This window comes from Streptomyces sp. T39 (assembly GCF_008042045.1).
Lineage (GTDB): Bacteria > Actinomycetota > Actinomycetes > Streptomycetales > Streptomycetaceae > Streptomyces.
This window is the reverse complement of sequence record NZ_RDBP01000013.1, coordinates 24750-50462: the sequence shown is the minus strand read 5'-3', so window position 1 is coordinate 50462 and position 25713 is coordinate 24750. Positions and strand designations below refer to the sequence as shown.

Annotated in this window: 24 protein-coding genes; 20 read left to right on the top strand and 4 right to left on the bottom strand. The window is 73.4% G+C overall.

Annotated features, from left to right (window positions below; genetic code table 11):
* Positions 1–148 precede the first annotated feature (148 nt).
* The 10 genes from EAO77_RS17655 (at position 149) to EAO77_RS17610 (ending at position 9929) form a co-directional block, all read left to right on the top strand.
* The gene (locus tag EAO77_RS17655) at positions 149–1156 is read left to right on the top strand and encodes an NADPH:quinone oxidoreductase family protein (protein ID WP_147989234.1); all 1008 of its coding nucleotides are present in this window, start codon (positions 149–151) and stop codon (positions 1154–1156) included.
* Positions 1153–2334 (top strand): acyl-CoA dehydrogenase family protein, encoded by a 1182-nt coding sequence (locus EAO77_RS17650; protein WP_147989233.1) that lies wholly within the window; start codon positions 1153–1155, stop codon positions 2332–2334. Before EAO77_RS17655 ends, EAO77_RS17650 begins: the two co-directional genes overlap by 4 nt.
* The gene (locus EAO77_RS17645) at positions 2331–3410 is read left to right on the top strand and encodes an acyl-CoA dehydrogenase family protein (protein ID WP_147989232.1); all 1080 of its coding nucleotides are present in this window, start codon (positions 2331–2333) and stop codon (positions 3408–3410) included. Before EAO77_RS17650 ends, EAO77_RS17645 begins: the two co-directional genes overlap by 4 nt.
* Before the next feature lie 139 nt (positions 3411–3549).
* A complete protein-coding gene (locus tag EAO77_RS17640) occupies positions 3550–5145 on the top strand; it encodes an ABC transporter substrate-binding protein (protein ID WP_147989231.1) in 1596 nt (531 codons plus the stop codon).
* A complete protein-coding gene (locus tag EAO77_RS17635) occupies positions 5142–6134 on the top strand; it encodes an ABC transporter permease (protein WP_147989230.1) in 993 nt (330 codons plus the stop codon). Before EAO77_RS17640 ends, EAO77_RS17635 begins: the two co-directional genes overlap by 4 nt.
* On the top strand, positions 6127–6993 hold the full coding sequence (locus EAO77_RS17630; RefSeq protein ID WP_147989229.1) for an ABC transporter permease: 867 nt from the start codon (positions 6127–6129) through the stop codon (positions 6991–6993). Before EAO77_RS17635 ends, EAO77_RS17630 begins: the two co-directional genes overlap by 8 nt.
* Positions 6994–7040: 47 nt before the next feature.
* The gene (locus tag EAO77_RS17625; protein ID WP_147989312.1) at positions 7041–7940 is read left to right on the top strand and encodes an ABC transporter ATP-binding protein; all 900 of its coding nucleotides are present in this window, start codon (positions 7041–7043) and stop codon (positions 7938–7940) included.
* Entirely contained in the window at positions 7933–8619 is a 687-nt protein-coding gene (locus EAO77_RS17620) for an ABC transporter ATP-binding protein (protein ID WP_147989228.1), read from the top strand. The genes EAO77_RS17625 and EAO77_RS17620 overlap by 8 nt, the downstream gene beginning before the upstream one ends.
* 115 nt (positions 8620–8734) lie before the next feature.
* Positions 8735–9604 (top strand): phosphatidylinositol-specific phospholipase C/glycerophosphodiester phosphodiesterase family protein, encoded by an 870-nt coding sequence (locus EAO77_RS17615; RefSeq protein ID WP_147989227.1) that lies wholly within the window; start codon positions 8735–8737, stop codon positions 9602–9604.
* A gap of 130 nt (positions 9605–9734) precedes the next feature.
* Positions 9735–9929 carry a hypothetical protein gene (locus EAO77_RS17610; protein ID WP_147989226.1) on the top strand — a complete coding sequence of 65 codons (195 nt, stop codon included), beginning with the start codon at positions 9735–9737 and terminating at the stop codon, positions 9927–9929.
* Positions 9930–9937: 8 nt separating this feature from the next.
* Here the strand turns inward: EAO77_RS17610 and EAO77_RS17605 are convergent, their stop codons facing one another.
* Entirely contained in the window at positions 9938–10312 is a 375-nt protein-coding gene (locus tag EAO77_RS17605) for a DUF779 domain-containing protein (RefSeq protein WP_147989225.1), read from the bottom strand.
* A 120-nt stretch (positions 10313–10432) separates the two neighbouring features.
* Between EAO77_RS17605 and EAO77_RS17600 the strand changes: the two genes are divergently transcribed.
* Both EAO77_RS17600 and EAO77_RS17595 read left to right on the top strand, forming a co-directional pair.
* Positions 10433–11641 (top strand): RNA ligase, encoded by a 1209-nt coding sequence (locus EAO77_RS17600; protein WP_147989224.1) that lies wholly within the window; start codon positions 10433–10435, stop codon positions 11639–11641.
* Between the two features lie 2 nt (positions 11642–11643).
* On the top strand, positions 11644–12576 hold the full coding sequence (locus tag EAO77_RS17595; protein WP_261994005.1) for an AAA family ATPase: 933 nt from the start codon (positions 11644–11646) through the stop codon (positions 12574–12576).
* A gap of 290 nt (positions 12577–12866) precedes the next feature.
* Here EAO77_RS17595 and EAO77_RS17590 read toward each other — a convergent pair whose 3' ends face one another.
* Positions 12867–14459 carry an MFS transporter gene (locus EAO77_RS17590; RefSeq protein ID WP_147989223.1) on the bottom strand — a complete coding sequence of 531 codons (1593 nt, stop codon included), beginning with the start codon at positions 14457–14459 and terminating at the stop codon, positions 12867–12869.
* A gap of 174 nt (positions 14460–14633) precedes the next feature.
* Positions 14634–15113, bottom strand: a complete 480-nt coding sequence (locus EAO77_RS17585) for a MarR family winged helix-turn-helix transcriptional regulator (RefSeq protein WP_147989222.1) — start codon at positions 15111–15113, stop codon at positions 14634–14636.
* 157 nt (positions 15114–15270) lie between these two features.
* Here EAO77_RS17585 and EAO77_RS17580 point away from each other — a divergent pair, with 157 nt between their 5' ends.
* From EAO77_RS17580 to EAO77_RS17570, 3 genes are all read left to right on the top strand, one after another.
* Complete coding sequence (locus tag EAO77_RS17580) at positions 15271–16716, top strand: glyceraldehyde-3-phosphate dehydrogenase (protein WP_147989221.1); 1446 nt, start codon at positions 15271–15273, stop codon at positions 16714–16716.
* Positions 16717–17022: 306 nt separating this feature from the next.
* Entirely contained in the window at positions 17023–18648 is a 1626-nt protein-coding gene (gene abc-f, locus EAO77_RS17575; RefSeq protein ID WP_147989220.1) for a ribosomal protection-like ABC-F family protein, read from the top strand.
* A gap of 197 nt (positions 18649–18845) precedes the next feature.
* Entirely contained in the window at positions 18846–19964 is a 1119-nt protein-coding gene (locus EAO77_RS17570) for a substrate-binding domain-containing protein (protein ID WP_147989219.1), read from the top strand.
* Here the strand turns inward: EAO77_RS17570 and EAO77_RS17565 are convergent.
* Positions 19921–20394 carry a MarR family winged helix-turn-helix transcriptional regulator gene (locus tag EAO77_RS17565; RefSeq protein ID WP_147989218.1) on the bottom strand — a complete coding sequence of 158 codons (474 nt, stop codon included), beginning with the start codon at positions 20392–20394 and terminating at the stop codon, positions 19921–19923. The genes EAO77_RS17570 and EAO77_RS17565 overlap by 44 nt on opposite strands.
* A gap of 411 nt (positions 20395–20805) precedes the next feature.
* Here EAO77_RS17565 and urtA point away from each other — a divergent pair, with 411 nt between their 5' ends.
* From urtA to urtE, 5 genes are all read left to right on the top strand, one after another.
* Positions 20806–22059 carry an urea ABC transporter substrate-binding protein gene (gene urtA / locus EAO77_RS17560; protein ID WP_147989217.1) on the top strand — a complete coding sequence of 418 codons (1254 nt, stop codon included), beginning with the start codon at positions 20806–20808 and terminating at the stop codon, positions 22057–22059.
* A 90-nt stretch (positions 22060–22149) separates the two neighbouring features.
* The gene (gene urtB, locus EAO77_RS17555) at positions 22150–23034 is read left to right on the top strand and encodes an urea ABC transporter permease subunit UrtB (RefSeq protein ID WP_147989216.1); all 885 of its coding nucleotides are present in this window, start codon (positions 22150–22152) and stop codon (positions 23032–23034) included.
* Positions 23031–24152 carry an urea ABC transporter permease subunit UrtC gene (gene urtC / locus EAO77_RS17550; RefSeq protein ID WP_147989215.1) on the top strand — a complete coding sequence of 374 codons (1122 nt, stop codon included), beginning with the start codon at positions 23031–23033 and terminating at the stop codon, positions 24150–24152. The genes urtB and urtC overlap by 4 nt, the downstream gene beginning before the upstream one ends.
* Positions 24149–24928, top strand: a complete 780-nt coding sequence (urtD, locus tag EAO77_RS17545) for an urea ABC transporter ATP-binding protein UrtD (RefSeq protein WP_147989214.1) — start codon at positions 24149–24151, stop codon at positions 24926–24928. The genes urtC and urtD overlap by 4 nt, the downstream gene beginning before the upstream one ends.
* Positions 24925–25626, top strand: coding sequence for an urea ABC transporter ATP-binding subunit UrtE (gene urtE, locus EAO77_RS17540; RefSeq protein ID WP_187283285.1), 702 nt, complete (start codon positions 24925–24927; stop codon positions 25624–25626). The genes urtD and urtE overlap by 4 nt, the downstream gene beginning before the upstream one ends.
* The last annotated feature ends 87 nt before the right edge of the window (positions 25627–25713 follow it).

Below are 25713 nucleotides of genomic sequence, written 5' to 3'. Positions count from 1 at the left end.
GTCCGGTCGGGGGCGCCGCGGGGGCCGGCTGTGCGCGCCGGGGGCTTCACGCGGCCGGGGGCTTCACGCGGCGACAAGCGACCGCTTAGTATGCGGAGCGCAGCACAGTACTGCCCGTACTGCCCTATGGCTGGTGGGAGGCCCCGAAATGCAGGCATGGCGAGTGCACCGCAACGGCGAGCCGAGCGAGGTGATGCAGCTCGACGAGGTGGACAGGCCGGTGCCCGGCGAGGGCCAGCAGCTGCTGCGCGTGCTCGCCGCGAACATCAACTTCCCCGACGCGCTGCTGTGCCGCGGCCTGTACCAGGTCCGCCCCCCGCTGCCGTTCACCCCCGGCGTGGAGATCTGCGGCGAGACGGAGGACGGCCGCCGGGTGATCGCCAACCCCGCGCTGCCGCACGGCGGCCTCGCCGAGTACGTCGTCGCCGACACCGCCGCCCTGCTGCCCGCGCCGGACGCCCTCGACGACGCCGAGGCCGCGGCCCTGCACATCGGCTACCAGACCGGATGGTTCGGACTGCACCGCAGGGCCGCCCTCAAGGAGGGCGAGACCCTGCTCGTGCACGCCGCCGCGGGCGGCGTCGGCAGCGCCGCCGTCCAGCTCGGCAAGGCGGCCGGAGCGCGGGTCATCGGCGTCGTCGGCGGCCCGGAGAAGGCGGCCGTCGCCCGGGAACTGGGCTGCGACGTGGTCGTGGACCGCCGCTCCGAGGACATCGTCGCCGCGGTCAAGGAGGCCACCGGCGGCCGGGGTGCGGACGTGGTCTACGACCCGGTGGGCGGCGACGCCTACGCCAAGTCCGCCAAGTGCGTCGCCTTCGAGGGCCGCATCGTCGTGGTCGGCTTCGCCAGCGGCGACATCCCCGCCCCGGCGCTGAACCACGCGCTCGTCAAGAACTACTCGATCCTCGGTCTGCACTGGGGCCTGTACGCGGCCAAGGACCCGGCCTCCATCGGCCGCTGCCACCGCACCCTGACCGAGTACGCGGCCAAGGGCCTGATCAAGCCGCTGGTGAGCGACCGCGTCCCGTTCGCCGAGGCCCCGGGCGCGGTCCAGCGCGTCGCGGACGGCACCACCACCGGCCGTCTCGTCGTCCTCCCGGCGGGCGCCGGGCCGGACGCACCCGCCGGCGCCACGGCAGAAGGAGAAGCACGATGACCGACGCCGCCGACCTGCGATCCCGCGTCGCGGACCTGCTCGCCGCCCACCCTCCGGCGACGACCCCGCGCGCCGACTTCCTGCGCGCCCGCTTCGACGCCGGACTGGCCTGGGTCCACTACCCGCCGGGCCTCGGCGGTCTCGGCGCCCCGCGCTCCCTCCAGGCGGTCGTCGACGCGGAGCTGACCGCCGCGGGCGCGCCCGACAACGACCCCCGCCGCATCGGCATCGGCCTCGGCATGGCCGCGCCCACCCTGCTCCAGTACGGCTCCGAGGAGGTCAAGCGCCGCTTCCTGCCCCCGCTCTGGGTGGGCGAGGAGGTCTGGTGCCAGCTCTTCTCCGAGCCGGGCGCCGGCTCCGACCTCGCGGCACTCGGCACCCGCGCCGTCCGCGACGGCGACGACTGGGTGGTCAACGGGCAGAAGGTGTGGACCTCCAGCGCGCATGTCGCCCGGTGGGCCATCCTCATCGCCCGCACCGACCCCGACCTGCCCAAGCACCGCGGCATCACCTACTTCGTCTGCGACATGACCGACCCGGGCGTCGAGGTCAGGCCGCTGCGCCAGATCACCGGCGAGGCGGAGTTCAACGAGGTCTTCCTCACCGACGTGCGCATCCCGGACGCCCACCGGCTCGGCGAGGTGGGGGAGGGCTGGAAGGTCGCCCAGACCACCCTGATGAACGAGCGGGTCTCCATCGGCGGCAGCCGCATCCCGCGCGAGGGCGGCATGATCGGCCCCGTCTCCCGCACCTGGCGCGACCGCCCCGATCTGCGCACCCACGATCTGCACCAGCGTCTGCTGACGCTGTGGGTCGAGGCCGAGGTCGCCCGCCTCGCGGGGGAGCGGCTGCGCCAGCAGCTCGTCGCCGGGCAGCCCGGCCCCGAGGGCAGCGCGATGAAGCTCGCGTTCGCGCGCCTCAACCAGGAGATCAGCGGCCTGGAGGTCGAACTCCTCGGCGAGGAGGGGCTGCTGTACGACGACTGGACGCTGCGCAGGCCCGAGCTCGTCGACTTCACCGGACGCGAGGCCGGCTACCGCTACCTGCGCTCCAAGGGCAACTCCATCGAGGGCGGCACCACCGAGGTGCTGCTCAACATCGTCGCCGAACGCGTCCTCGGGCTGCCCGCCGAACCGCGCAACGACAAGGACATCGCCTGGAAGGACCTCGCCCGATGACCGACCTGCTCTACACCGAGGACGAGAGCGACCTGCGGGCCGCCGTGCGCTCCCTGCTCACCGCCCGCGCCGACCCGGCCGCCCTCACCGGAGGCAGGGCCGAGAGCGGCAGCCCCTGCGACCCCGCCCTCTGGCAGGCGCTCGCCACCGAGGTCGGCGCCGCCGGGCTCCTCGTGCCCGAGAAGCGGGGCGGTCAGGGGGCGAGCCACCGTGAGGCCGCCGTCGTCCTGGAGGAGCTGGGCCGCGGGTGCGTTCCCGCCCCGTACCTGACCAGTTCGGTCGTGGCGACGGCCGCGCTGCTGGCGCTCGGCGACGGCGCGGAGGCGGCGGTCGCGCTCCTCGGCGACCTGGCCGCCGGCCGCCGCACCGCCGTGCTCGCCGTGCCGCTCTCCACGGCCCCCGACGGGCCGCTGCCCGCCCCGGCCGGACGGATCACCGGGGTCGCGGACGCCGCCGCCGCCGATGTGCTGCTGGTGCTCCGCGGCGACGGGCTGTACGCCGTGGACCGAGCCGACGCCGAGGTCGAGCCGGCGACCGCCCTCGACCTGACCCGGCCGCTCGCCGCCGTCACCGTGCCGGACGGCGCGGGCACCCTGCTGGCCGGCGCGGCGGAGGGCGAGGCCGCGGTCCGCCGCGGACTGCTCACCGGCGCGGGGCTGCTCGCCTCCGAGCAGCTGGGCATCGCCGAATGGTGCCTGGAGGAGACCGTCCGGCACACCCGGGAGCGCCACCAGTTCAACCGTCCCGTCGGCTCCTTCCAGGCCCTCAAGCACCGGATGGCCCAGCTGTGGCTGGAGGTGGTGTCGGCCCGGGCCGCCGCCCGGGCGGCGGCCGACGCCCTCGCCGCCGGCAGCGAGGAGGCGGCGCTGCTCACCGCCGTCGCCCAGGCGTACTGCTCCCGGGTGGCGGTGCACGCGGCCGAGGAGTGCGTCCAGCTGCACGGCGGCATCGGTATGACGTGGGAGCACCCGGCGCATCTCTATCTCAAGCGGGCCAAGGCCGACGAGATCGCGTACGGCACCCCCGGCAGGCACAAGGAGCGGCTGGCGGGCCTGGTCGGCCTCGACGCGCCGTAGGAACGGGGCCCGGCGGGGCAGGACCGCCCCCGCCGGGCCCCGTTCCCCCGGTAACACCCCCTGTTCCACCCCACCCTTTACATGCTGTTTAATTGCCACTGCTTTGCAATAACTGCTGATCTTCAACAGGGGTGGGAGCATGACGGCCCGATCCATACGGACCGTGGCACCGGTCGCCGCGCTGGTCCTCGGCGCGGCGGCCTGCGCGAATCCGTCCGGCGGTACCGGCGGGCAGGGCACGGGCGACACGGCCGTCGTCGGCATCGCCTACGAACCCGACACGCTGAGCCCGCTCCTCGGGTACGGCAAGGACGGCAACTCCAAGATCTTCGACGGACTGCTCGCCCACGACGCCGACATGACGCTGCGTCCCGCCCTCGCCGCCGAGCTCCCCGAGGTCAGCGCGGACGGCCTCACCTACACGTACAAGCTGCGCAAGGGCGTCGAGTTCAGCGACGGCGAGCCGTTCGACGCCGACGACGTCGTCTTCACCTACCGCACCATCCTCGACGAGAAGACGAACAACGCCTCCCGCACCGAGCTCGACGCCCTGAAGGACGTCGGCAAGGCGGGCGACGACACCGTCGTCTTCACCCTCAAGTACCCCTACGCGCCCTTCGCCCAGCGGACCGTCCTGCCCATCGCGCCCGAGCACGTCGCCGGCCGGCAGGACGTCAACACCGGCGAGTTCACCACGAAGCCGATCGGCACCGGGCCCTACATCCTCACCGGCTGGTCCAAGGGCGAGAAGCTCAGCTTCAAGGCCAACCCCACGTACTGGGGCGGCGAGCCGAAGGTGAAGAAGTTCACCATGGCGATCATCAAGGACGACGACGTCCGCGCCACCCGGCTGCGCGCCGGCGACCTCGACGGCGCCATCCTGCCGCCGAACCTCGCCGAGGGCTTCGCGAAGGACAAGGGACGCAGGACCCACCGGGCCACCACCTACGACTACCGCACCGTCACCCTCCCCACGCACAACGAGGTCACCGGCGACACCGCGATCCGCCGCGCCCTCGACATCGCCGTCGACCGCCAGGCCATGGTCGACTCCATCCTCAACGGCGCCGGCAAGCCCGCCTACGGCCCCGTGCCCACCGGCAGCGAGTGGTTCGCCGAGGGCACCGAGCGCCGCCACGACCTCGCCGGGGCGAAGAAGATCCTCGACGAGGCCGGCTGGAAGCCCGGCAAGGACGGCATCCGCGTCAAGGACGGCGTCCGGGCCGCCTTCCCGCTCTGGTACCTCACCGGCGACAAGCTCCGCCAGGACCACGCCCTCGCCTACGCCTCCGACGCCCGCAAGGCCGGCATCGACATCACCACCCAGGCCGGCACCTGGGAGGTCATCGAGCCCCGCATGGAGCACGACGCGGTCCTCGCCGGCGGCGGCGCACCCGGCGACCCCGACTTCGACCAGTACCTCCTGCTCAGGTCCGAACTCGCCGGAGACGGCTTCAACAACATGGGCTGGTACGACAACCCGGCGGTCGACAAGGCGCTGGAGGAGGGCCGCACGTCCGGCGACCGGGCCACCCGCCGCGCGGCCTACGACACCGTCCAGCGCGAACTGGTGAAGAACCCCGGCTACACCTTCCTCACCCACATCGACCACGTGTACGTGCTCGCCGACAAGTGGGACGGCCTCGGCACCCAGACCGAGCCCCATGACCACGGCCTGGCCTCGGGCCCCTGGTGGAACGTCGAGAAGTGGACCCCCAAGGACGCGGGGAAGTGAAGCGCCGCCTCCCCTGGGGTGCGCTGGCACGGATGACGGGACGGCGGGCGCTGCTCGCCGTCCCGGTCCTCGGCGCCGTCACCTTCGGCGTGTTCGCGGTCGCCGCGGCCTCCCCGTTCGACCCGGTCAAGGCGTACACCGGCACCGCCGGGCTCACCGCCTCCCAGGAGAACCTCGACCAGATCCGCGCCAACCTCGGCGTCGACCAGCCGCTCGTCACCCGCTGGTGGGACTGGATCACCGGAGCCCTCCAGGGCGAACTCGGCGACTCCTCGGTGATGCGCATGCCCGTCGCCGACGTCATCGGCGAACGGCTCGGCTGGTCCGTGCTGCTGGCCGTCACCGCGTTCACCGTCGCCGTGCTGCTCGGCACCGCGCTCGGCGTCCTCGCCGCCCGCCGCCGCGGCGGACCGCTCGACCGGTGCGCCTGCTCCGCCGCCTACACCCTCGAAGCGGCCCCGGCGTTCTGGCTCGGCCTGCTCGCCATCTGGTTCTTCGCCCTCCAGCTCGGCGTGCTGCCCGCCGGCGGACTCACCGACACCGCCAGCGACACCGTCACCTTCGACCAGGTCGCCCGCCATCTGGTGCTGCCCGCCGCCGTCCTCGGCGTCAGCCAGACACCGTGGTTCTTCCTCTACGTGCGCCAGGGGGTCGGCGACGCGCTCGACGAGGACGCCGTGCGCGGCGCCCGCGCCCGCGGCCTCGCCGAACGCACCGTCCTCACCGGCCACGCGCTGCGCGCCGGCATGCTCCCCATGCTCACGCTCATCGGCTCGCGCGTCCCCGAACTGATCACCGGAGCCCTGCTCGTGGAGACCGTCTTCAGCTGGCCGGGCATCGCCGCCGCGACCGTCCAGGCCGCCACCGCCGTCGACTTCCCGCTGCTCGCCGCGCTCACCGTGCTGGCGACCGTCGCGGTACTGCTCGGCAACCTGCTCTCCGACCTGCTCTACGGCCTCGCCGACCCCCGGGTGGGCTTCGATGGCTGACCTCGTCTGGACCAGCCGCGGGCGCACCCGCAGGTCCACCCGCACCGTCCGCGTCGCCGTCTCCTGGACGATCACCGCGGCCGTCGCCCTCGCCGTCCTGCTCGTCCCGCCGCTGGTCCAGCTGGACCAGCAGGCGGTCGACCTGTCGATGAAGCTGCGCCCGCCGTCGGCCGCCCACCCCTTCGGCACCGACGACGTCGGCCGCGACCTGCTGCTGCGCTGTGTCCACGGGCTGCGGGTGTCCCTGCTCGTCGGACTGGTCGCCGCGCTCGTCGCCACCGTCATCGGCACCGCCGTCGGCGCCGCGGCGGCCGCCTTCGGAGGCTGGACCGACCGGCTGCTGATGCGGCTGGTCGACACCTTCTCCTCCGTACCGCACCTGCTGCTCGGCATCTTCGTCGTGGCCCTGTTCCGCCCCGGCGTGTGGCCCGTCATCGTGTCCGTCGCCGTGACCCACTGGCTCTCCACGGCCCGCATCGTGCGCGCCGAGGTCCTCTCGCTGCGCTCCCGCCCCTACATCGACGCCGCCGTCAGCGGCGGCGCGAGCCGGTGGCGGGTCGCCGTCCGGCACCTGCTGCCCGGTGTGCTGCCGCAGGCCGGACTCGCGGCGGTGCTGATGGTGCCCCACGCCATGTGGCACGAGTCCGCGCTCTCCTTCCTCGGCCTCGGGCTCCCCACCCATCAGGCCAGCCTGGGCAACCTGATCCAGAGCGCGCGCGGTTCGCTCCTCGCCGGCGACTGGTGGCCCACCCTCTTCCCCGGCCTGTTCCTCATCGTGCCCACCCTCGCCGTCGCCGGCCTCGCCGGAGCCTGGCGCGAACGGATCAACCCCCGCCGCCGATCGGAGCTGATGCTGTGACCGCGACACCGGTGCTGTCCGTACGGGGACTGTCCGTGCGGTTCCGGATGCGCGGCGGACGGCATGTCGCCGCCGTCACCGACGCCTCCTTCGACCTCGCCGCGGGCGAGTGCCTCGCCCTCGTCGGCGAGAGCGGCTGCGGCAAATCCGTCCTCGCCTCCGCCCTGCTCGGCCTGCTGCCCGGCAACGCGCAGACCGCCGGCTCGGCGGTCGTCGACGGCGTCGACGTGCTCACCGCCGATGAACGCACCCTCGCCCGCACCGTGCGCGGACGCCGCATCGGCCTCGTACCGCAGAGCCCCGCCGCCCACCTCACACCCGTGCGCACCGTCGGGTCCCAGCTCACCGAGACCGTGCGCGCCCTGACCGGCGCGCGCGGCCCCGCCGCGCACAAGGCGGCCGGCGACGCCGCCGCACGCGCCGCCTTCCCCGCGGACCACCTCGACCGCTACCCCCACGAACTCTCCGGCGGCCTCGCCCAGCGCGCGGCCACCGCGCTCGCCCTCGTCGGCGACGCGCCCCTGCTGCTCGCCGACGAACCCACCACCGGCCTCGACCGCGACCTCGTCGAGCACACCGCGGCCGAACTGCGCCGCCACGCCGACCAGGGGCGCGCCCTGCTGCTGATCACCCACGACCTCGCGGCCGCCCGGCGCACCGCCGACCGGGTCGCCGTGATGTACGCCGGCCGCATCGTCGAACTCGCCGGCGCCGAGGACTTCTTCGCCGGCCCCGGCCCCCGACACCCCTACGCCCGGGGACTGCTCGACGCGCTCCCGGAGCGCGGCTTCACCCCCATCCCGGGCATGCCCCCCGAACTCGGCGACCTGCCCGACGGCTGCGCCTTCGCCCCCCGCTGCACCCGCGCCGACGCCCGCTGCTCCGCCGTGCCGGCCCTCACCGGCGGCGTCGCCTGCCATCACGCCGAGGAGACCCAGCGTGTTTGAACTGGAGCGGATCACCGCCGGCTACGACCGGCGCCACCCCGTCGTCCGCGACGCGTCCCTGAGCCTCGCGCCCGGCGAGTCCGTCGGGCTCCTCGGACCCAGCGGCTGCGGCAAGTCCACCCTCGCCCGGGTCGCCGCCCTCCTCCACCGTCCCGACGCCGGCCGGGTGCGCATCGACGGCCGCCCGGCGGGCGGCTGGCGCCACCGGGCCCCCCGGGAGCAGCGCACCGCCGTCGGGGTCGTCTTCCAGCAGCCGCGGCTCGCGGCCGACCCCCGGCTGACCTTGCACGACCTGATCGCCGAACCGCTGCGGGCGACGGGGCGGCGCGCCGAGGCGCCGGCCCGGGTGGCGGCCCTCGCCGCCGAGGTGGGCCTCGGCGGCGACCTGCTGGGCCGCAGGCCCCACGAGGTCAGCGACGGCCAGCTCCAGCGCGCCTGTCTCGCCAGGGCGCTGACGCTGCGGCCGCGCTGGCTGGTCTGCGACGAGATGACCGCGATGCTGGACGCGTCGACGACGGCGGCCCTGGTCGCCGTGGTCGAGGACTACCGGCGCGCGGAGGGCGCGGGACTGCTCGCCGTCGGCCACGACCGCGTCCTGCTGGAGCGCTGGTGCGACCGGACGGTGGACTGGGACGAGATCACCTCGGCGGACGCGGGGGCGGGGTCGCGGGCCGGGTGACGGTGACCGCGCCGGCGGGTGACGGTTGGCCGAACTCTTGCCGTGCGTCTGTCCGTTGGGGCGCGGCGCGCGGATACTCGCCGGTGTCCGGACTCCCGCCGAGCCAGGAGGCACCGTGCCCACCAGTCGTCGCAGAGCCGTCACCACCCTCGCCGCGGGGCTGCTGGGCGCCGTCGCCCTGACGGAGAAGGGGCGCGCGGACGGACCGACCCGTCCGGCGCGCGGCCCCGTGCCGCTGCGCCAGGCGCACGCCCACAACGACTATCTGCACCTGCGCCCCCTGCACGACGCCCTCGTCCAGGGCTTCACCAGCGTCGAGGCGGACGTCTTCCTCGTCGACGGCGACCTGCTGGTCGCCCACGAGCCGGCCGGGCTCGACCCGGCACGCACCCTGCGCTCGCTCTACCTCGACCCCCTCCTCGCCAGGGTCCGCGCGGGCCACGGCAGCGTCCACCCCGGCCACCCCACGACCCTGCACCTGCTCGTGGACATCAAGAGCGACGGCATCGCCGCCTACCGCGAACTCGACCGTCAACTGCGCGACTACCGGCGGATGCTGAGCAGTTGCACCGATGGACGGGTCCGCACGGGCGCCGTCACCCCGGTGGTCTCCGGCGACCGCACGGCACGCCTGCCCATGGAGGCCCAGCGCAGGCGGTACGCCTTCTACGACGGCCGGCTCGACGACCTCGTCGCACCGGCCCCCGCCCCCGCCTCGTTCGTCCCGCTGATCTCGGCCAACTGGACACAGAGCTTCGCCTGGCGCGGAGCCGGTGAATTCCCCGCCGCGGAACGCGAGAAGCTGCGCGCGATCGTGGCCACGGCCCACGCGCGGCGGCAGCGGATCCGCTTCTGGGCCACCCCCGACACGCCAGGGCCGGACCGGGACGCCCTGTGGAGCGCACTCCTGGACGCCGGCGTCGACCACCTCAACACCGATGACCTGGCAGGTCTCGCGGCCTTCCTGCGCGCCCGGGGGCACTGAACGGACCCCACCCGTACGGCGGACACGCCAGTCGGCCGTCCGGGGCCCGCGCTGCGCCAGACTGACCGCCGAACGCCGCACGAGCGGCACGCGGACGCCGCATGACCCGCGCGGCGAAGGAGGTTCGGCGATGGCCATCTCGATCTCGGTGGTGCTGCTGCTCACGGTGCTGGCGGTGATCTTCCTGCGCAACGGCGGACTGAAGCTCTCCCACGCGGTGGTCTGCGCCCTGCTGGGCTTCTTCCTCGCGGGGACCAGCATGGCGCCGACCATCCAGGACGGGATCGCGGCGACGGCGACCGTCGTCGGAAGTCTCCAGCCCTGAGCGCCCGTTCACGGCGTCCGGCCGCCGCCGGGTCGGGCCAGGTGCGACCTGATCAGGAACCGGACGCCTTCCGGGGCCTCCAGCGAGAAGCCGCTGCCCCGGCCCTCGACCACGTCCACCACGAGGCGGGTGTGCCGCCACAGGTCGTACTGACCGCGTGACATCCAGAACGGCACCGGCTCGTCGACGCCGTCCAGCCGCAGTTCGGCCAGCAGCACATCACTGTCCCCGGTGCGGAACTCGCCCGCCGGGTAGCACATCGGCGCGCTGCCGTCGCAGCAGCCGCCCGACTGATGGAACATCAGCGGCCCGTGCGCCGCACGCAGCCGGCGCAGCAGCCCGGCGGCGGCATCGGTCAGCTGCACACACGCGGTTCCGTCCATCGCCCGAGCACAGCACACGGCACGTTGCGGTCACGTTGCGGCGTGCCCGGCGCAGCCGAAATCCGCTGTCGCCCCGGCGTTCCCCCAGGTGAGAATGCAGCATCTCGAACGGAGGAACCCATGGGCCAGGCCCACCTGACTCTTCACGAACTGCTGCCCGCGCACGAGCTGGCGGAGGCTCTCGACGCGGGGCACGTGACCCGCAAGGCGCACCCCGAACTGCCGCTGTCGATCTACACGTACACGCGCGTCTGCCAGTACGAGCGGCGCTGGAACGAGGTCACCACCCGCTGCCGCGGGCTGGTCGCCGACGACGTCACCGGCCGGATCGTCGCCCTGCCCCTGCCGAAGTTCTTCAACGTCGGCGAGCACGAGGCCGGACAGCCCTACGCGCCGGCCCTGCCCGACGAGCCGTTCGAGGTGTACGACAAGGTCGACGGCTCGCTCGCCGTGGTCTTCCACTACGCGGGCCGCTGGCGGGTGGCCTCCAAGGGCTCCTTCACCAGCACCCAGGCCGTCTGGGCGCAGCGCCGGCTCGACACGAAGGACACCTCCGCACTGGAGCCGGGCGTCACCTACCTCGCCGAGATCCTCTACCCGCAGAATCGTATCGTCGTCGACTACGGCGACCGCCGGGACCTGGTGCTGCTCGCCGCGTTCGGGGCCGACGGCACCGAAGTGCCGCTGGCGGACGCCGCACCCGCCTGGAAGGCGGTCGGCTCCGTCGTCGCCCTGCGGCCCGCCATGCCGCTCGCCGAACTGCTCGCCCTGACCGAGTCCAGCACCCTGCCCGGCGGGGAGCCGGCCACCGGGACGGACGCCGAGGGCTTCGTGCTGCGTTTCGCGTCCGGTGTGCGGGCGAAGGCCAAGATCGCGGAGTACGTGCGGCTGCACAAGGTGCTGACGGGCGTCACCGAGCGGGACATCTGGCGCAGCCACGGCATCCAGCGCTTCGCCGGCCTGCCCGCCAAGGCGGTGGCCCAGGCGCTCGGCTGCTCGCCCCCCGAGATCGCCGCGTCCGGCGGCAGGCCGCTGGACGCCCTGCTGGAGCAGGTGCCCGACGAATTCGACACCTGGGTCCGGGAGGTGATCGCCCGCATCGAGGCGCAGGTCGCGGCACGCGAGCGGGCCGTCGACGAGGCGTACGCGTCCGTCGCCCACCTCTCCGGCGACCGCGGCGCCTTCGCCCGCGCGGTGCGGGAGGTGCCCGACCCGGCGGTGCGCCCCGCCCTGTTCCTGCGCCTGGACGGGCGGTCCACCGCGCTCGTCACGTACCGTTCCGCACGCCCCGAGGCGTCCGACCCCTTCACCACCGACGAGGAGAACTGACCGTGTCCACTGCCGTGACCGCACCCCGGGTGCACGTCATGACGGGCCTGCCCGCATCGGGGAAGACGACCGCCGCCCGCGCCCTCCAGGCCGAGGCGGAGGGCAGGATGCGGCGGGTCAACCTCGACGACCTGCGCACGATGCTCGACGTCCCCGCGCCGGAGCGCGGCCGCTCCCACGCGCACGAGCAGACCGTGCTGGCGATCCAGGACGCGGCGGTGACGGCCGCCGTGGCGGACGGTTTCGACGTCGTCGTCGACAACACGCATCTGACGCCCCACATCCCGAAGCGACTCAAGGCGGCCGTGGCGGGCCGGGCCGCGTTCGTGGTGCACGACTTCACGGACGTGGACGTGGAGGAGTGCGTACGCCGCGACGCCGTCCGGGAGCGTCCGGTGGGGGAGGAGATCATCCGGCTGCTCGCCGACAAGCACCTCAAGGCCCGCAAGGGCGGCTGGCGTCTGACCGACGAATGGTTCAACGACCAGCAGCCCGTGCAGCCCTACGTGCCGGACCCCGCGCTGCCGTCGGCCGTCATGTGCGACATCGACGGCACGCTCGCGCTGCGCGGCGACCGGGGGCCGTTCGACTTCTCCCGCTGCGACGAGGACGTCCTCAACATCTCCGTCCGGCAGGCCCTCTCCTCGTTCCGCCGCGCGGACGACGATGTCATCGTGCTCCTCTCCGGCCGCAGCGAGGACCACCGCGACATGACGGAGGCGTGGCTGCGGCGCCACGAGGTGCCGTACGACGAGCTGTGGATGCGGGCCTCGGGCGACGGCCGGCGCGACGACGTCGTGAAGGCGGAACTCTTCGACCGCCACGTCCGCCACCGGTTCGCGGTGCGGGTCTCGCTGGACGACCGCGACCGGGTCGTGGCCGTCTGGCGCCGGATGGGCCTGCCGACCTGGCAGGTCAACTACGGCGCCTTCTGACGGACACGCGCCGGGACGGGGTGCGCTGCCGCGCGGGAGGAAGACCGGCCCGGCCGGGTGCGTGCCCGGGCCGGGCAGGCCGAGCCGGCCGGGCCGGGGCGTGTGCAGATGCCCGCATGCACCCCGGCACGGCCGGCTCCTGCGACCGCGCGCCCTCGGTGGCCGGGGCCCGGGCGGCCACGCCGACGGGCCCGCGGCCCGGTGCCGGTCACCCGCGTCCCGGCGGCCGCCCGGGCCCCGCCGACCGGGCCGCCGTGGTGTGCGCGCCGCCCGAGCCGTTCGCCCGGCCGTCAGTGCCGGGACGAGGCGGGTGCGGTGCCCCGCAGGCCCGCGGCCGCGAGGGCGGCGCCCAGCAGGCACAGGACGCCCGTGACGGTCACGGCGGTGTGCACACCGTTCATGAACGCCTGGCCGCTGCCCTCGACGACCGCGGCCCGCAGCGGCCCGGGCATGTCCGCCGAGACCGGCGCGATGCCCATCGCCACCGCGTCCTCGACCCGGTGGAACTGTGCGGCCTGCCCGGCCGGGACACCGGCCGCGGTCAGCTCGCCGGTGAGCGTGGCGCCCACACGGCCGCTGATCAGCGAGATCAGCACGGACGTGCCGAGCGCGCCGCCGATCTGGAGCGCGGTGGCCTGGATGCCGCCCGCGACGCCGCCGTCCTCGACGGGCGCCTGGCCGACGACCGCGTCCGACGAGGCGGCCAGCACCATGCCGACGCCGAGGCCGAGCGCGACGAACGGCGGCCACATCGTGGCGTAGGAGGACCCGGTGCCCCAGGTGAGCATGGAGAACGCGGCCGCCGCCTGGAGCAGCATGCCGAGCGGCATCGACAGCCGCGGCCCGAAGCGGGCGGTCAGCGCCGCGCCGAGCGGCGACGCCACCAGTGACGCCAGGCTCAGCGGCAGGGTGCGCACACCGGCCTCCACGGGGGTGAAGCCGCGCACGTTCTGGAGGTAGAGCATCACGAAGAAGATCAGGCCGAGCAGGACGAAGAAGTTGAGCGCCGTCACGACGGTCCCCGTGGTGAGGGCCCTGCTGCGGAACAGCTGCATGGGCAGCAGCGGGTGCTCCACCCGCGTCTCGTACCGGCCGAAGACGACGAGGACGAGCAGACCGGCGCCCACCGCCGCGATCGTCCCGGCCGAGGACCAGCCCCAGGTCTCGCCCTTGACGACGCCGAAGACGACGCACAGCAGACCGGCCGCGAGCAGCACCACGCCGACCACGTCGAAGCGCTGCCGCCCCGCGGCGGTGCGGCTCTGGGGGAGTACGGCGCCGCTCACCAGCAGGGCGAGCACACCGATGGGGGCGTTGATGAAGAACACCGACTCCCAGGAGACGTGTTCGACGAGCAGACCGCCGACGATGGGCCCGAGCGCCGTGGACACGGCCGACACCATCGCCCAGATGCCGACCGCCATGCCGAACCTGCGCGGCGGGAAGACGGCCCGCAGCAGGCCGAGGGTGTTCGGCATCAGCAGGCCGCCGAAGAAGCCCTGCACGGCGCGGAAGCCGATGACGCCCTCCACCGAGCCCGCCAGCCCGATGGCGACGGAGGCGAGGGTGAAGCCGGCGACACCGACGAGGTAGTACGTGCGGCGCCCGAAGCGGTCGCCCAGCTTGCCGCCCAGGATGAGGGAGGCCGCGAGGGCGAGCAGATAGGAGTTGGTCACCCACTGGAGGTCCGCGGTCGACGCCTCCAGCGTTCGCCCTATCTCGGGGTTCGCGATCGCCACGACCGAGGCGTCGAGCTGGACCATGAAGAGGCCGAACGAGACGGCGAGCAGGGTCAGCCAGGGGTTGGCCCGCCGGCCGCGAGCCGGTGGGGCCGGCGGGGAGGCTGCGGGCAGAGGAGAGTGGTCCACGCTGGTGGGCGGCATGAGAGTGCCTATTCTTTCGAGGGTGCGGGAGGGGAACGGGCGTCGGGTGCCGCCGCGCGGACACGGGAGTGCGCCCGGGGCGGGCGTCGGCGCCCATGGGGATGTGCACCCGCACACGTGTCCCGTCGCGGGGTGCGGGGGAGGCGTGCGCGGCGTGCGGACGCCGGGGCCTTGCTACTCGGCCGCGGGGCCCGGGTGCAGGTGGCGCGCCAGTGACGTCAGCGCGCCGACGGCCGAGCCCAGCGCGCCTCGCTCGCCGTCGGTGAGCTCGTGCAGGGCGCGGGCGATGTGGGCGCCCTGGAGGCGCCTGACCTCGGCCAGTTCCCGCCGGGCGCGGTCGGTCGGGTGGAGGCGGGCGACGCGCTTGTCGTCCGGGTCCCGGCGCCTTTCCAGCAGGCCCGCGTCGGTGAGCTGCGAGACCAGTGCGCTGACGTTGTTGGGCCGCATCAGCAGGGCGTCCGCGCTCTCGCGCACGGTCACGCCCTCGCGCCGCATCACGAAACGCAGCAGTGCGAGCTGCCCCTCGGGCGGCTTGGGGCCCGGGAAGTCCCGGGCGACCTGCCGGTCGAGGGCCCGGTTCAGCGCAGGCAGGCACGCCGCGAGCGCGGAGGCGACGCGGTCGATGTCCTGGGCGGGGCTGGGGGACTCGGGCACCCGGCGACGATAGGTCTGCACCTATAGGTATGTCAAAAGACCTACTGCCCTCGGCGTGGCGCGCCGCCGGGCCGGGCGGGTGTGACGAGGACCGCTTGGAAGATCAAAACACCGTGGGGTTAGCATATGAGCGCCGCCTAGCTCGAAAGATAAATACGTGACTGTCAACGACGACTCGTTCACCAACTGGATGCACCGCGAGGAGATCGCGGAGTCGATGATCCCGATCATCGGGAAGCTGCACCGCGAGCAGGACGTCACGGTCCTGCTGCACAGCCGCTCCCTGGTGAACAAGTCGGTGGTCAGCATCCTCAAGACCCACCGGTTCGCCCGGCAGATCGCCGGCGAGGAGCTCTCGATCACCGAGACGTTCCCGTTCCTCCAGGCGCTGACGGCGCTCGACCTCGGTCCGTCCCAGATCGACCTCGGCCTGCTCGCCGAGGCCTACCGCGCCGACGACCGCGGCCTGTCGGTGGCGGAGTTCACCGCCGAGGCCGTCGCCGGCGCCACCGGTGACAACAAGATCGAGCGTCGTGAGGGGCGGGACGTCGTCCTCTACGGCTTCGGCCGCATCGGCCGCCTCGTCGCGCGTCTGCTCATCGAGAAGGCGGGCTCCGGCAACGGTCTGCGCCTGCGCGCCATCGTCGTCCGCCGCGGCGGCGACCAGGACATCGTCAAGCGCGCCTCGCTGCTGCGCCGCGACTCGATCCACGGCCAGTTCCAGGGCACGATCACGGTCGACGAGGCCACCAGCACGATCAGCGCCAACGGCAACGAGATCAAGGTCATCTACGCGAACGACCCGTCCGAGGTCGACTACACGGCGTACGGCATCGACAATGCCATCCTCATCGACAACACGGGCAAGTGGCGCGACCGCGAGGGCCTGTCCGCGCACCTGCGCCCCGGCATCGACAAGGTCGTCCTGACCGCCCCCGGCAAGGGCGACGTGCCCAACATCGTGCACGGGGTGAACCACGACGACATCAAGCCGGACGAGCGGATCCTGTCCTGCGCGTCCTGCACCACCAACGCGATCGTCCCGCCGCTGAAGGCGATGAACGACGAGTACGGTGTGCTGCGCGGTCACGTGGAGACCGTCCACTCGTTCACCAACGACCAGAACCTGCTGGACAACTACCACAAGGCCGACCGCCGCGGCCGTTCCGCGCCGCTCAACATGGTCATCACCGAGACCGGCGCCGCCTCCGCCGTCGCCAAGGCGCTGCCCGAGCTCAAGGCCCCCATCACCGGCAGCTCCATCCGCGTGCCCGTGCCGGACGTGTCGATCGCGATCCTCAGCCTGCGCCTGGGCCGCGAGACCACCCGCGACGAGGTCCTGGAGTACCTCCGCGACGTCTCGCTCCACTCGTCGCTCAAGCGCCAGATCGACTTCACCACCGCCCCGGACGCGGTCTCCATGGACTTCGTGGGCTCCCGCCACGCCTCCATCGTGGACGCCGGCGCCACCAAGGTCGACGGCGACAACGCGATCCTCTACCTGTGGTACGACAACGAGTTCGGCTACTCGTGCCAGGTCATCCGGGTCGTGCAGCACGTCTCCGGCGTGGAGTACCCGACCTTCCCGGCCCCGGCCGTCTGATCGTCTCCGGGCCCGCACGGGGCGGTGTCCGGCACCGGTACGGTGCCGGACACCGCCCCGTCCCGTCTCCCCGTCGTCCCGTCTCCCCGCACCGCGCGACCGCGGCCCGTTCCGCCCGGCGCCGCTCCCGGTGGCTTTGGTACCGTTGCGCCCATGGGTTCGTACTACTTCTTTCTCTGATTCCGGCCACGGACACGGCCTGAACCGCTGACCGCGAGGCGGCAGCGGCGCGGGCTCCGTCGTCCCTCCGTGCCCGAATCCTGCGAACCCACCCCAGGGACACCCCATGCGCCCCAGGGACACCCCATGCGCGACCGCGCACAGCTCAGCCTGCATTCCGTCAGCACCTCCTACGGCGTCCGCCCCGTGCTCGACCGGGTCACCTTCACCGTCCGGCCCGGCGAGAAGGCCGCCGTCGTCGGCGAGAACGGCTCCGGGAAGTCCACCCTGCTGCGCCTGATCGCCGGCGTACGGGCCCCGGACGGCGGGGAGATCACTGTCCGCTTCCCCGGCGCCACGGCCCACCTCGCCCAGACCCTCGCCGAGACCTTCGGGGTCGGCGACGAACACACCGTCCAGGACACCGTCGACGCCGCGCTCGCCGAACTGCGCTCTGTCGAGGCCCGGTTGCGCGCCTGCGAGGAGCAGCTCGCCGACGCCGACCCCGACCGGCTCGCCGCCTACGGCGAGCTGCTGAACCGCTACGAGGAACGCGGCGGCTACCGGGCCGACGCGGACGTCGACGCCGCCCTGCACGGCCTCGGACTCGGGCACCTCACCCGCGACCGCCGGATCGGCACCCTCTCCGGCGGCGAGCAGTCCAGGCTGGCGCTCGCCTGCGTCCTCGCCTCCGGCGCCGAACTGCTGCTGCTCGACGAGCCGACGAACCATCTCGACCGGGACGCGGTCCGCTGGCTGCAGGAACGCCTGCGCGCCCACCGGGGCACCGTGCTCGCGGTCACCCACGACCGGGAGTTCCTCGAGGGCATGGCGACCACCGTGCTGGAGGTCGACCGCGACACCCGCTCCGTCGCCCGCTACGGCGACGGCTGGAGCGGCTACCGGGCGGCGAAGGCGGCCGAACGGCGCCGGCGGGTGCAGGAGCACCAGGAGTGGCTCGACGAACTCGCCCGCACCGAGGAACTGGTGGCGACGGCGGGGCAGCGGCTCGCCGTCTCGGGCGGGGACCCCCGTCAGGGCTTCGGGAAACACCGCCGTTCGCACGAGAACAAGCTCTCCGGACAGGTGCGCGCCGCCCGCGTGCGGCTGGAGCAGTTGCGCCGGGAACCCGTGGCCGCCCCGCCCGAACCGCTGCGTTTCGGCGCCCTGTTCACGGATGCCGGAGCCGCCCCGGGCACCGTGCTCGCCGAGCTGACCGGCGTCTCGGTCGGCGACCGGCTCGCCGTCCCGCGCCTGCGCGTCGGCATGGGGGACCGGCTGCTGGTGCACGGCCCCAACGGGGCGGGCAAGACCACGCTGCTGCGGGTCCTCGCGGGAGACCTGCGTCCCGACACCGGGACCGTGCACCGGGTGGCCCGCGTCGGCCGTCTGCGCCAGGAACTCGACGCCGTGCCGGCGCGGGAGCCGCTCCTCACGGCGTACGCGCGGGGGCGGGCCGGCCTGCCGGAGGAACACGCCGGGGAACTGCTCGCCCTCGGGCTCTTCCGGGAGGCGGACCTGGAGGTCCCCGTCGCGGGGCTGTCGGTGGGGCAGCGCCGGCGGCTGGAGCTGGCCAGGCTGGTCTCCCGCCCGGCCGACCTGCTGGTGCTCGACGAGCCGACCAACCACCTGGCGCTCGACCTCGTCGAGGAACTGGAGACCGCGCTCGCCGGCTTCGCCGGCGCCGTGGTGGCCGTGTCCCACGACATGCGCTTCCAGCGCCTGTTCGAGGGGGAGCGCCTGGAGCTGCGCGCCGGCCGCGTCGTCGGCTGACCCGCGCCCGGGCCGGGCACACCTCCCGGCCCGGTGCCCCGCCCGTTCCCGGGTCCCGCCCCTGGGCGCGTGCCGCCGGGCAGGCGGACCCTCCCCGGCGCGGCGGCGCGGCGGCGCGGCGGTCCCGGCCACGAACGAATCGGTCTCGATCCGGGCCGCGGCTTGGGCGGCGGACGCGGTGCCGCAATCATGAGGCCATGCACCGTCCGCCGCCTCCGGTCCGCGTCCCCGAATGGTTCCTGCCCGACGACTCCACCCTGGACGTCGCGCTCGTGTACCCCCAGCAGGGGCCCGCCGGGATCTTCGGGCCCACCTGCCTGACCTGCGCCCGGCTCGCGGCCGAAGAGGTCAACATGTCGGGCGGGGTGCTGGGCAGGGAACTGCGGCTCCTGGAGGTCGACGGCGGCGCCGACCCGCGGCGGGTGGCGGCGGAGGTGGAGGCGCTCGTGGACACCGGCACGGTGCAGGGCGTCACCGGCTGGCACATCTCGTCGGTCCGCCGGGCCCTCGCCCCGCGGGTCGCGCACCGGGTGCCCTACGTCTACACGGCCCTCTACGAGGGTGGCGAGCGCACCGAGGGCGTCTTCATGACCAGCGAGACGCCGTCGTCGCAACTGCTGCCCGCGATGCAACTGCTCGGTGAGGCGCGGGGGGTGCGGCGCTGGTTCGTCGTCGGCAACGACTACGTCTGGCCCCGGCACACCGCCCGGGCCGCTCGCCGCTATGCCCGCACGGCGCGGGGCCGGGTCTGCGGCGAGGTCTATCTCCCGCTGGGCACGAACGACTTCCACGACGTGCTGCGGCGCATCGAGCGCACCGACGCGGACGCCGTGCTGATGCTCCTGGTGGGCAGCGACGCGGTCCGCTTCAACCGGGCCTTCGCCGCGTTCGGACTCGACCAGCGGTGTCTGCGGCTGAGCACCCTCATGGACGAGAACATGCTGCTGGGCAGTGGCCCCGGCGCCACCGCCGACCTGTACAGCACGGCCGGCTTCTTCGCCTCGCTGGCCGACGCCAACACCCTGGACTTCCACGGGCGTTACGCCGCGCGCTTCGGCCTCCAGGCCCCGACGCCCGGCAGCCTCGGCGAGTCCTGCTACGAGGGGGTGCTGCTGCTCGCGGCGCTCGTCGAGCGGGCGCGCACGCTGGACGTGACCGCCATCGGGGCCGCGGCCGACACCGTCCGGTACGAGGGCCCGCGGGGTCTGCTCGGCCTCGAGGGCCGGCATGTGCGCCAGCGGATCTACCTGGCCGAGGCGGACGGGCTCGACTTCACCGTGCTCGCCCAGCTGAGCGCTCCGCACGGGACCGGCTGACGCCGCCGTCCTGCAGGGCCGACGTCAACCGGTCCAGCAGCACCGCGAGCTGACGGCCGTCCTCCGCGGCGAGCAGCGGTTCCCATGCCTCACGGTCGGTGCGCACCGCCTCGGCCAGGAGCTGCCGGCGCCGCATGCCCCGCGGGGTGAGGTGGGCCAGCACCCGCCGGCGGTCGGCGGGGTCGATCCTGCGGAAGACCAGATTCTGGTCGACGAGCTGGTCCACCAGTTTCGTCAGCGTCGGCGCCGGCAGGAACGCGTGGTCGGCCAGGGCCGTCATGTGGTGTCCCTCGCCGTCCGCGAGCAGGTCCAGCACCCGCCATGCCTCGACGGAGCAGTCGAACTCCGCGAGCGCGGCCTGCATGCGGCGCGCGGCGAGCCGCTCCGCCCGGGTCAGCAGGTCGAGCAGTTCCACGGACCGCCTCGCCATCGCTCTCCTCGGTTCGCGTCGGCACCTCCCCGGGCGGGGAACGGCAGGAGCCTACCGCCGACCGGCACATGCGTGACAAGGGAATCCAGGAATCACATCCTTTCCGCCGGAAGTATCGGATCCGGCATCCGACGGTCCGTCATCTCCAGCGCGAGGGACCGTAATACGGCGAAGTTGCACGCATGAAAACTTCCGCTGGAAACTGTTCTTCAATTGCGCCGAAACGCGCGGGAAACAGTTCGCCCGCAGGCTGTGGACGCACTTCAGCGACCGGCCCGGACGCCACAGCGAAACGGCCGGGCCCCCGTGCGCCGACGCGGCCGCCCCCTGGAGCGCCCTCTTCTTTCCCGGTTCCCCCTTTCTCGATACGCCCCACTTCGCAACGCCCGTTACGGGCCCAGGAGGTAGTGCATGTCCGAGCTCATCCTGAGCAGACGCGGCCTGTTGACGGGCGTGTCCGCCCTCGGTGCGACCGCCGCGCTCAGCGCGTGCGGCGCCAGGACCGGAAACGGCACGTCGACCGGCTCCGGCGCCACGGCGGACACGTCCGGCGACACCGTCAAGGTCGGTCTGCTGAACTCGCTCTCGGGCACCATGGCGATCAGCGAGGTCACCGTCCGCGACGCGCTGCTGCTCGCGGTGAAGGAGATCAACGCGGGCGGCGGCGTCCTGGGCAAGAAACTCGAACCGGTCAGCCAGGACGGGGCCTCCGACTGGCCGACGTTCGCCGAGAAGGCCGAGGCGCTGATCACGGACACCCGCGTCGCCGCCACCTTCGGCTGCTGGACGTCGGCCAGCCGCAAGGCCGTCAAGCCGGTCTTCGAACGCCACAAGGCGCTGCTGTTCTACCCCGTCCAGTACGAGGGACTGGAGCAGTCCCCGTACATCTTCTACACCGGCGCCACCACCAATCAGCAGATCGTCCCCGCGCTCGACTACCTGAAGAAGCAGGGCCACACCCGGCTGTACCTGGTCGGCAGCGACTACGTCTTCCCGCGCACCGCCAACAAGATCATCAAGGCGTATGCGGCGGCCCACGGCATGACGGTGGCCGGCGAGGACTACGCGCCGCTCGGCTCCACCGAGTTCGGGACCATCGTCAACAAGATCAAGGACGCCGGGGCCGACGCCGTCTTCAACACCCTCAACGGCGACAGCAACGTCGCCTTCTTCAAGGAGTACCGGTCCGGCGGTCTCACGGCCCGGAGCCTCCCGGTGCTCTCCGTCTCGATCGCCGAGGAGGAGGTCAAGAGCATCGGCACCCAGTACCTGGAGGGCCAGCTGACCGCCTGGAACTACTACCAGACCACTCCGGGCGCCGCGAACACCGGCTTCGTCACGGCCTACCAGGACGCCTACGGCAAGGACAAGCCGACCAGCGACCCGATGGAGGCGGCCTACGTCTCGGTCCACCTGTGGAAGAGGATGGTCGAGAAGGCGGGATCCTTCGACGTCGCCGCGGTCAAGGCCGCGTCCGACGGCATCGCCCTCGACGCGCCCGAGGGCAAGGTCACCGTCGACGGCACCACCCAGCACGTGCACAAGACGGCCCGCATCGGCAGGGTCGGCGCCGACGGCCGCATCACCGAGGTGTGGAACTCCGGCCGCCCCATCGCGCCCGACCCGTACCTCAAGGGCTACGACTGGGCAGCCGGCCTCTCCTGAGACGAGCAGCCCCTCCCACGGCGGATCCGGGCCCACCCGGAGCCGGATCCGCCCGGTACCCGCACCCCGCCGTTCCCCCGGAGCCGCTCCATGACGGTCGTCCTCAACCAGTCCTTCACCGGCATCAGCATCGGTGCCGTCCTCCTCCTCATCGCGCTCGGCCTCACCCTCACCTTCGGCCAGATGGGCGTGATCAACATGGCCCACGGCGAGTTCATGATGGCCGGCGCCTACACCGCCTACCTCCTCCAGCGGGCCGTCGGCGACGCCGGGGTCTCCCTGTTCGTCGCCCTGCCGACCGCCTTCCTCGTCGCCGGCGCGATGGGCGCCCTGCTGGAATGGCTGCTCATCCGGCGCCTGTACACCAGACCGCTGGACACCCTGCTCGTCACCTGGGGCGTCTCGCTGATGCTCCAGCAGCTGGCCCGCGACATCTTCGGCGCCCCCAACGTGCAGACCCGCGCCCCCGAGTGGCTCACCGGCAACATCGGCGTCGCGGGCACCACCCTGGCCACCAACAGGCTCTTCATCCTCGGACTCGCCCTGCTGTGCGTCCTCGGGCTCACGGTCGTCATGCGGTCCACACCGCTCGGGCGACGCGTCCGGGCCGTGGTGCAGAACCGGGACCTCGCCAAGGTGTCCGGCATCGCCACCGGCCGCGTCGACCGGACGACCTTCTTCATCGGCTCCGGGCTGGCCGGCCTCGCCGGCGTCGCGCTCACCCTCGTCGGCCCCATCGGCCCGACCATGGGCACCAACTACATCGTCGACGCCTTCCTCGTGGTGGTCGTCGGCGGAATCGCCCAGCTCAAGGGCGCGGTCATCACGGCCTTCGCCCTCGGCGTGCTCCAGTCCGTGCTGGAGTACTCGACCACGGTCAGCGTCGCGAAGGTCGTCGTGCTCGTCGCGATCGTCGCGTTCCTCCAGTGGCGACCCCAGGGCCTGTACACACTGCGCACCCGGAGCCTGGCATGACGACGACCACCGCTTCGCCCGAGACCGCCCCAGTCGCACCTCCGCCGAATCCCCGGCGCGCCCGGCTGCGGGTGCCCGCCGCCTTCCTGGCGGGCGCCGTCCTCCTCCTCGGCGTCGCCCCGCTCGCCCTGTCCGACTTCCGGCTCAGCCTGCTCGCCAAGTACCTCTGCTTCGCCATCGTGGCCGTCGGCGTGAGTCTCGCCTGGGGCCGCGGCGGACTCCTCGTCCTCGGCCAGGGCGTCTTCTTCGGCATCGGCGGCTACGCCATGGCGATGCACCTGAAGCTCGCCGACGCCGCCGCGGCCGGTGAGACGCTGCCCGACTTCATGCTGCTCTACGGCACCGGCGACACCCTGCCGTGGTGGTGGCGGCCCTTCGCCGACCCGGTCTTCGCCCTGGCCGCCACCGTCCTGCTGCCGATGGCCGTCGCCGCCCTGCTCGGCTTCCTCGTCTTCCGGCGCAGGGTCAAGGGCGCCTACTTCGCCATCCTCAGCCAGGCGCTGGCCGCCGCCCTGGCCATCTGGCTCATCGGCCAGCAGGCCACCACGGGCGGCACCAACGGCCTCACCGACATCCAGGGCTTCTTCGGCTACGACCTGCGCGACCCGGTCAACCAGCGCACGGTGTACCTCGTCATCGCCGGCGCCCTGCTGCTCACGACCGCCCTCGCGCGCATGCTGTTCGTCTCCCGCTACGGCGAACTCCTCGTGGCCGTCCGCGACTCCGAGGAGCGGGTCCGCTTCCTCGGCTACGACCCGGCCAACGTCAAGCTGGTCGCCTACGTCGTCGCGGCCGGCACGGCGGGCCTGGCCGGGGCGCTGTTCGTACCGGCCGTCGGCATCATCTCCCCGGCACTGATCGGCGTCGTGCCGTCCATCGGCTTCGTCATCGGCGCCGCGGTCGGCGGCCGGGCGAGCCTGGTGGGAGCCGTACTCGGAGCCGTCGCCGTCGCCTGGGCGCAGAGCACCCTCTCCGAGTCGTTCCCCGCCGCGTGGACGTACGCCCAGGGCCTGCTGTTCGTCCTGGCCGTCGGCTTCCTCCCCGGCGGCCTCGCCTCCCTCGGCGCCGTCCTGCGCAGGCGCCGGACCGCCACGACCCCGACAGGAGAGACGGCATGAACGGCGAAGGGCTCACCGTCCGCGACCTGCGCGTGACGTTCGACGGCTTCACCGCCGTCGACGGAGTCGACCTGGACATCCGCCCGGGCGACCTGCGCTTCCTCATCGGCCCCAACGGCGCCGGGAAGACCACCGTCGTCGACGCCGTCACCGGCCTGGTGAAGGCCACCGGCTCGGTCCGCTTCGGCGGCGAGGAGATCCTCGGCCGGCCCGTGCACCGCATCGCCAGGACCGGCATCGGCCGCACCTTCCAGACGGCCACCGTCTTCGAGGAACTGACCGTCCTGCAGAACCTCGACATCGCCGCCGGGGCGGGCCGCTCGCCGCTGACGATGCTCCGGCGGCGCAAGGGAGTCCCGGAGCAGGTGTCCAGGGCACTGGAGACCACCGGCCTGACCCGGCTGCGCGACCGCCCGGCGGGCGCGCTGGCCCACGGCCAGAAGCAGTGGCTGGAGATCGGCATGCTGCTCGTCCAGGACGTGCGCCTGCTGCTGCTCGACGAACCGGTGGCCGGAATGAGCCACGACGAACGCGAGGCCACCGGCGAACTGCTCCGGCGGGTCGGCGAGGACCGCACCGTCGTCGTCATCGAGCACGACATGGACTTCATGCGCCGGTTCGCCCGCAGCGTCACCGTCCTGCACGCCGGCCGGGTCCTCACCCAGGGCACCGTCGCCGAGGTCCAGGCCGACGCCAGGGTCCAGGAGGTCTACCTCGGGCGCGCCACCGAGCCGGGGGCGGCCGCCGTCCCCGTACCCGTCGCCGAGGAGGCATGAGACCCGTGCTGGAGATCAAGGACGTCCGGGCCGGCTACGACCGCACCACCGTGCTCCACGGCGTGAGCGTCACCGTCCCCGAGGACGGCGTCGCCACCGTGCTCGGTCACAACGGAGCGGGGAAGAGCACACTGCTGCGCACCGCGATGGGGCTGATCCGGCCGGGCAGCGGAAGCGTGCTCCTCGACGGCGAGGACATCACCCGCCTCGCCCCGCACCGGCGGGTCGCCCGCGGCATGGCGTACGTCCCGCAGGGACAGCAGTCCTTCCCGCACCTCACCACGGCCGAGAACCTGCTCCTCGTCGCCGACGGCCGCCCCGGCGGGAAGGAGGCCGTCGCCGAGGCGATGGACCTCTTCCCCGCCCTGCGCGAACTCGCCCGGCGCCGCGCCGGACTGCTCTCCGGGGGCCAGCGGCAGCAACTCGCCCTCGCGCGGGCCCTGGTCACCCGCCCGCGGCTGCTGCTGCTCGACGAGCCGACGGAGGGCATCCAGCCGTCGGTCGTCGCCGAGATCGAGGAGACGGTCATCGCCCTCTCGCACCGGCGGGGCCTGTCGGTCCTCCTCGTCGAACAGCACGTGGGCTTCGCCCTGCGCGCCGCCCAGCGCTACCACGTGCTGGAGGCCGGACGGGTCACCTCCTCCGGCGACGGCGGGACCGCGGCCGAGCACACCGTGCGGGAGGCCCTCAGCGTGTGACCGGCGCGCACCCCCGGCCGGCGGACGAGGGCCCCGGGCCGGGGGCGCCCGCGGCGCACGGCCACGTGCCGCCGTCCGGCGTCATCC

What these genes read in the sequence shown, in the direction of transcription:
- EAO77_RS17610 (WP_147989226.1), top strand. Translation starts at nt 9,735, where the DNA reads ATGGCCATCTCGATCTCGGTGGTGCTGCTGCTCACGGTGCTGGCGGTG.
- EAO77_RS17645 (WP_147989232.1), top strand. Translation starts at nt 2,331, where the DNA reads ATGACCGACCTGCTCTACACCGAGGACGAGAGCGACCTGCGGGCCGCC.
- urtA (WP_147989217.1), top strand. Translation starts at nt 20,806, where the DNA reads ATGTCCGAGCTCATCCTGAGCAGACGCGGCCTGTTGACGGGCGTGTCC.
- EAO77_RS17570 (WP_147989219.1), top strand. Translation starts at nt 18,846, where the DNA reads ATGCACCGTCCGCCGCCTCCGGTCCGCGTCCCCGAATGGTTCCTGCCC.
- abc-f (WP_147989220.1), top strand. Translation starts at nt 17,023, where the DNA reads ATGCGCGACCGCGCACAGCTCAGCCTGCATTCCGTCAGCACCTCCTAC.
- urtC (WP_147989215.1), top strand. Translation starts at nt 23,031, where the DNA reads ATGACGACGACCACCGCTTCGCCCGAGACCGCCCCAGTCGCACCTCCG.
- EAO77_RS17605 (WP_147989225.1), bottom strand. Translation starts at nt 10,312, where the DNA reads ATGGACGGAACCGCGTGTGTGCAGCTGACCGATGCCGCCGCCGGGCTG.
- urtD (WP_147989214.1), top strand. Translation starts at nt 24,149, where the DNA reads ATGAACGGCGAAGGGCTCACCGTCCGCGACCTGCGCGTGACGTTCGAC.
- EAO77_RS17625 (WP_147989312.1), top strand. Translation starts at nt 7,041, where the DNA reads ATGCGCGGCGGACGGCATGTCGCCGCCGTCACCGACGCCTCCTTCGAC.
- EAO77_RS17655 (WP_147989234.1), top strand. Translation starts at nt 149, where the DNA reads ATGCAGGCATGGCGAGTGCACCGCAACGGCGAGCCGAGCGAGGTGATG.
- EAO77_RS17650 (WP_147989233.1), top strand. Translation starts at nt 1,153, where the DNA reads ATGACCGACGCCGCCGACCTGCGATCCCGCGTCGCGGACCTGCTCGCC.
- EAO77_RS17630 (WP_147989229.1), top strand. Translation starts at nt 6,127, where the DNA reads ATGGCTGACCTCGTCTGGACCAGCCGCGGGCGCACCCGCAGGTCCACC.
- urtE (WP_187283285.1), top strand. Translation starts at nt 24,925, where the DNA reads ATGAGACCCGTGCTGGAGATCAAGGACGTCCGGGCCGGCTACGACCGC.
- EAO77_RS17565 (WP_147989218.1), bottom strand. Translation starts at nt 20,394, where the DNA reads ATGGCGAGGCGGTCCGTGGAACTGCTCGACCTGCTGACCCGGGCGGAG.
- EAO77_RS17640 (WP_147989231.1), top strand. Translation starts at nt 3,550, where the DNA reads ATGACGGCCCGATCCATACGGACCGTGGCACCGGTCGCCGCGCTGGTC.
- EAO77_RS17590 (WP_147989223.1), bottom strand. Translation starts at nt 14,459, where the DNA reads ATGCCGCCCACCAGCGTGGACCACTCTCCTCTGCCCGCAGCCTCCCCG.
- EAO77_RS17600 (WP_147989224.1), top strand. Translation starts at nt 10,433, where the DNA reads ATGGGCCAGGCCCACCTGACTCTTCACGAACTGCTGCCCGCGCACGAG.
- urtB (WP_147989216.1), top strand. Translation starts at nt 22,150, where the DNA reads ATGACGGTCGTCCTCAACCAGTCCTTCACCGGCATCAGCATCGGTGCC.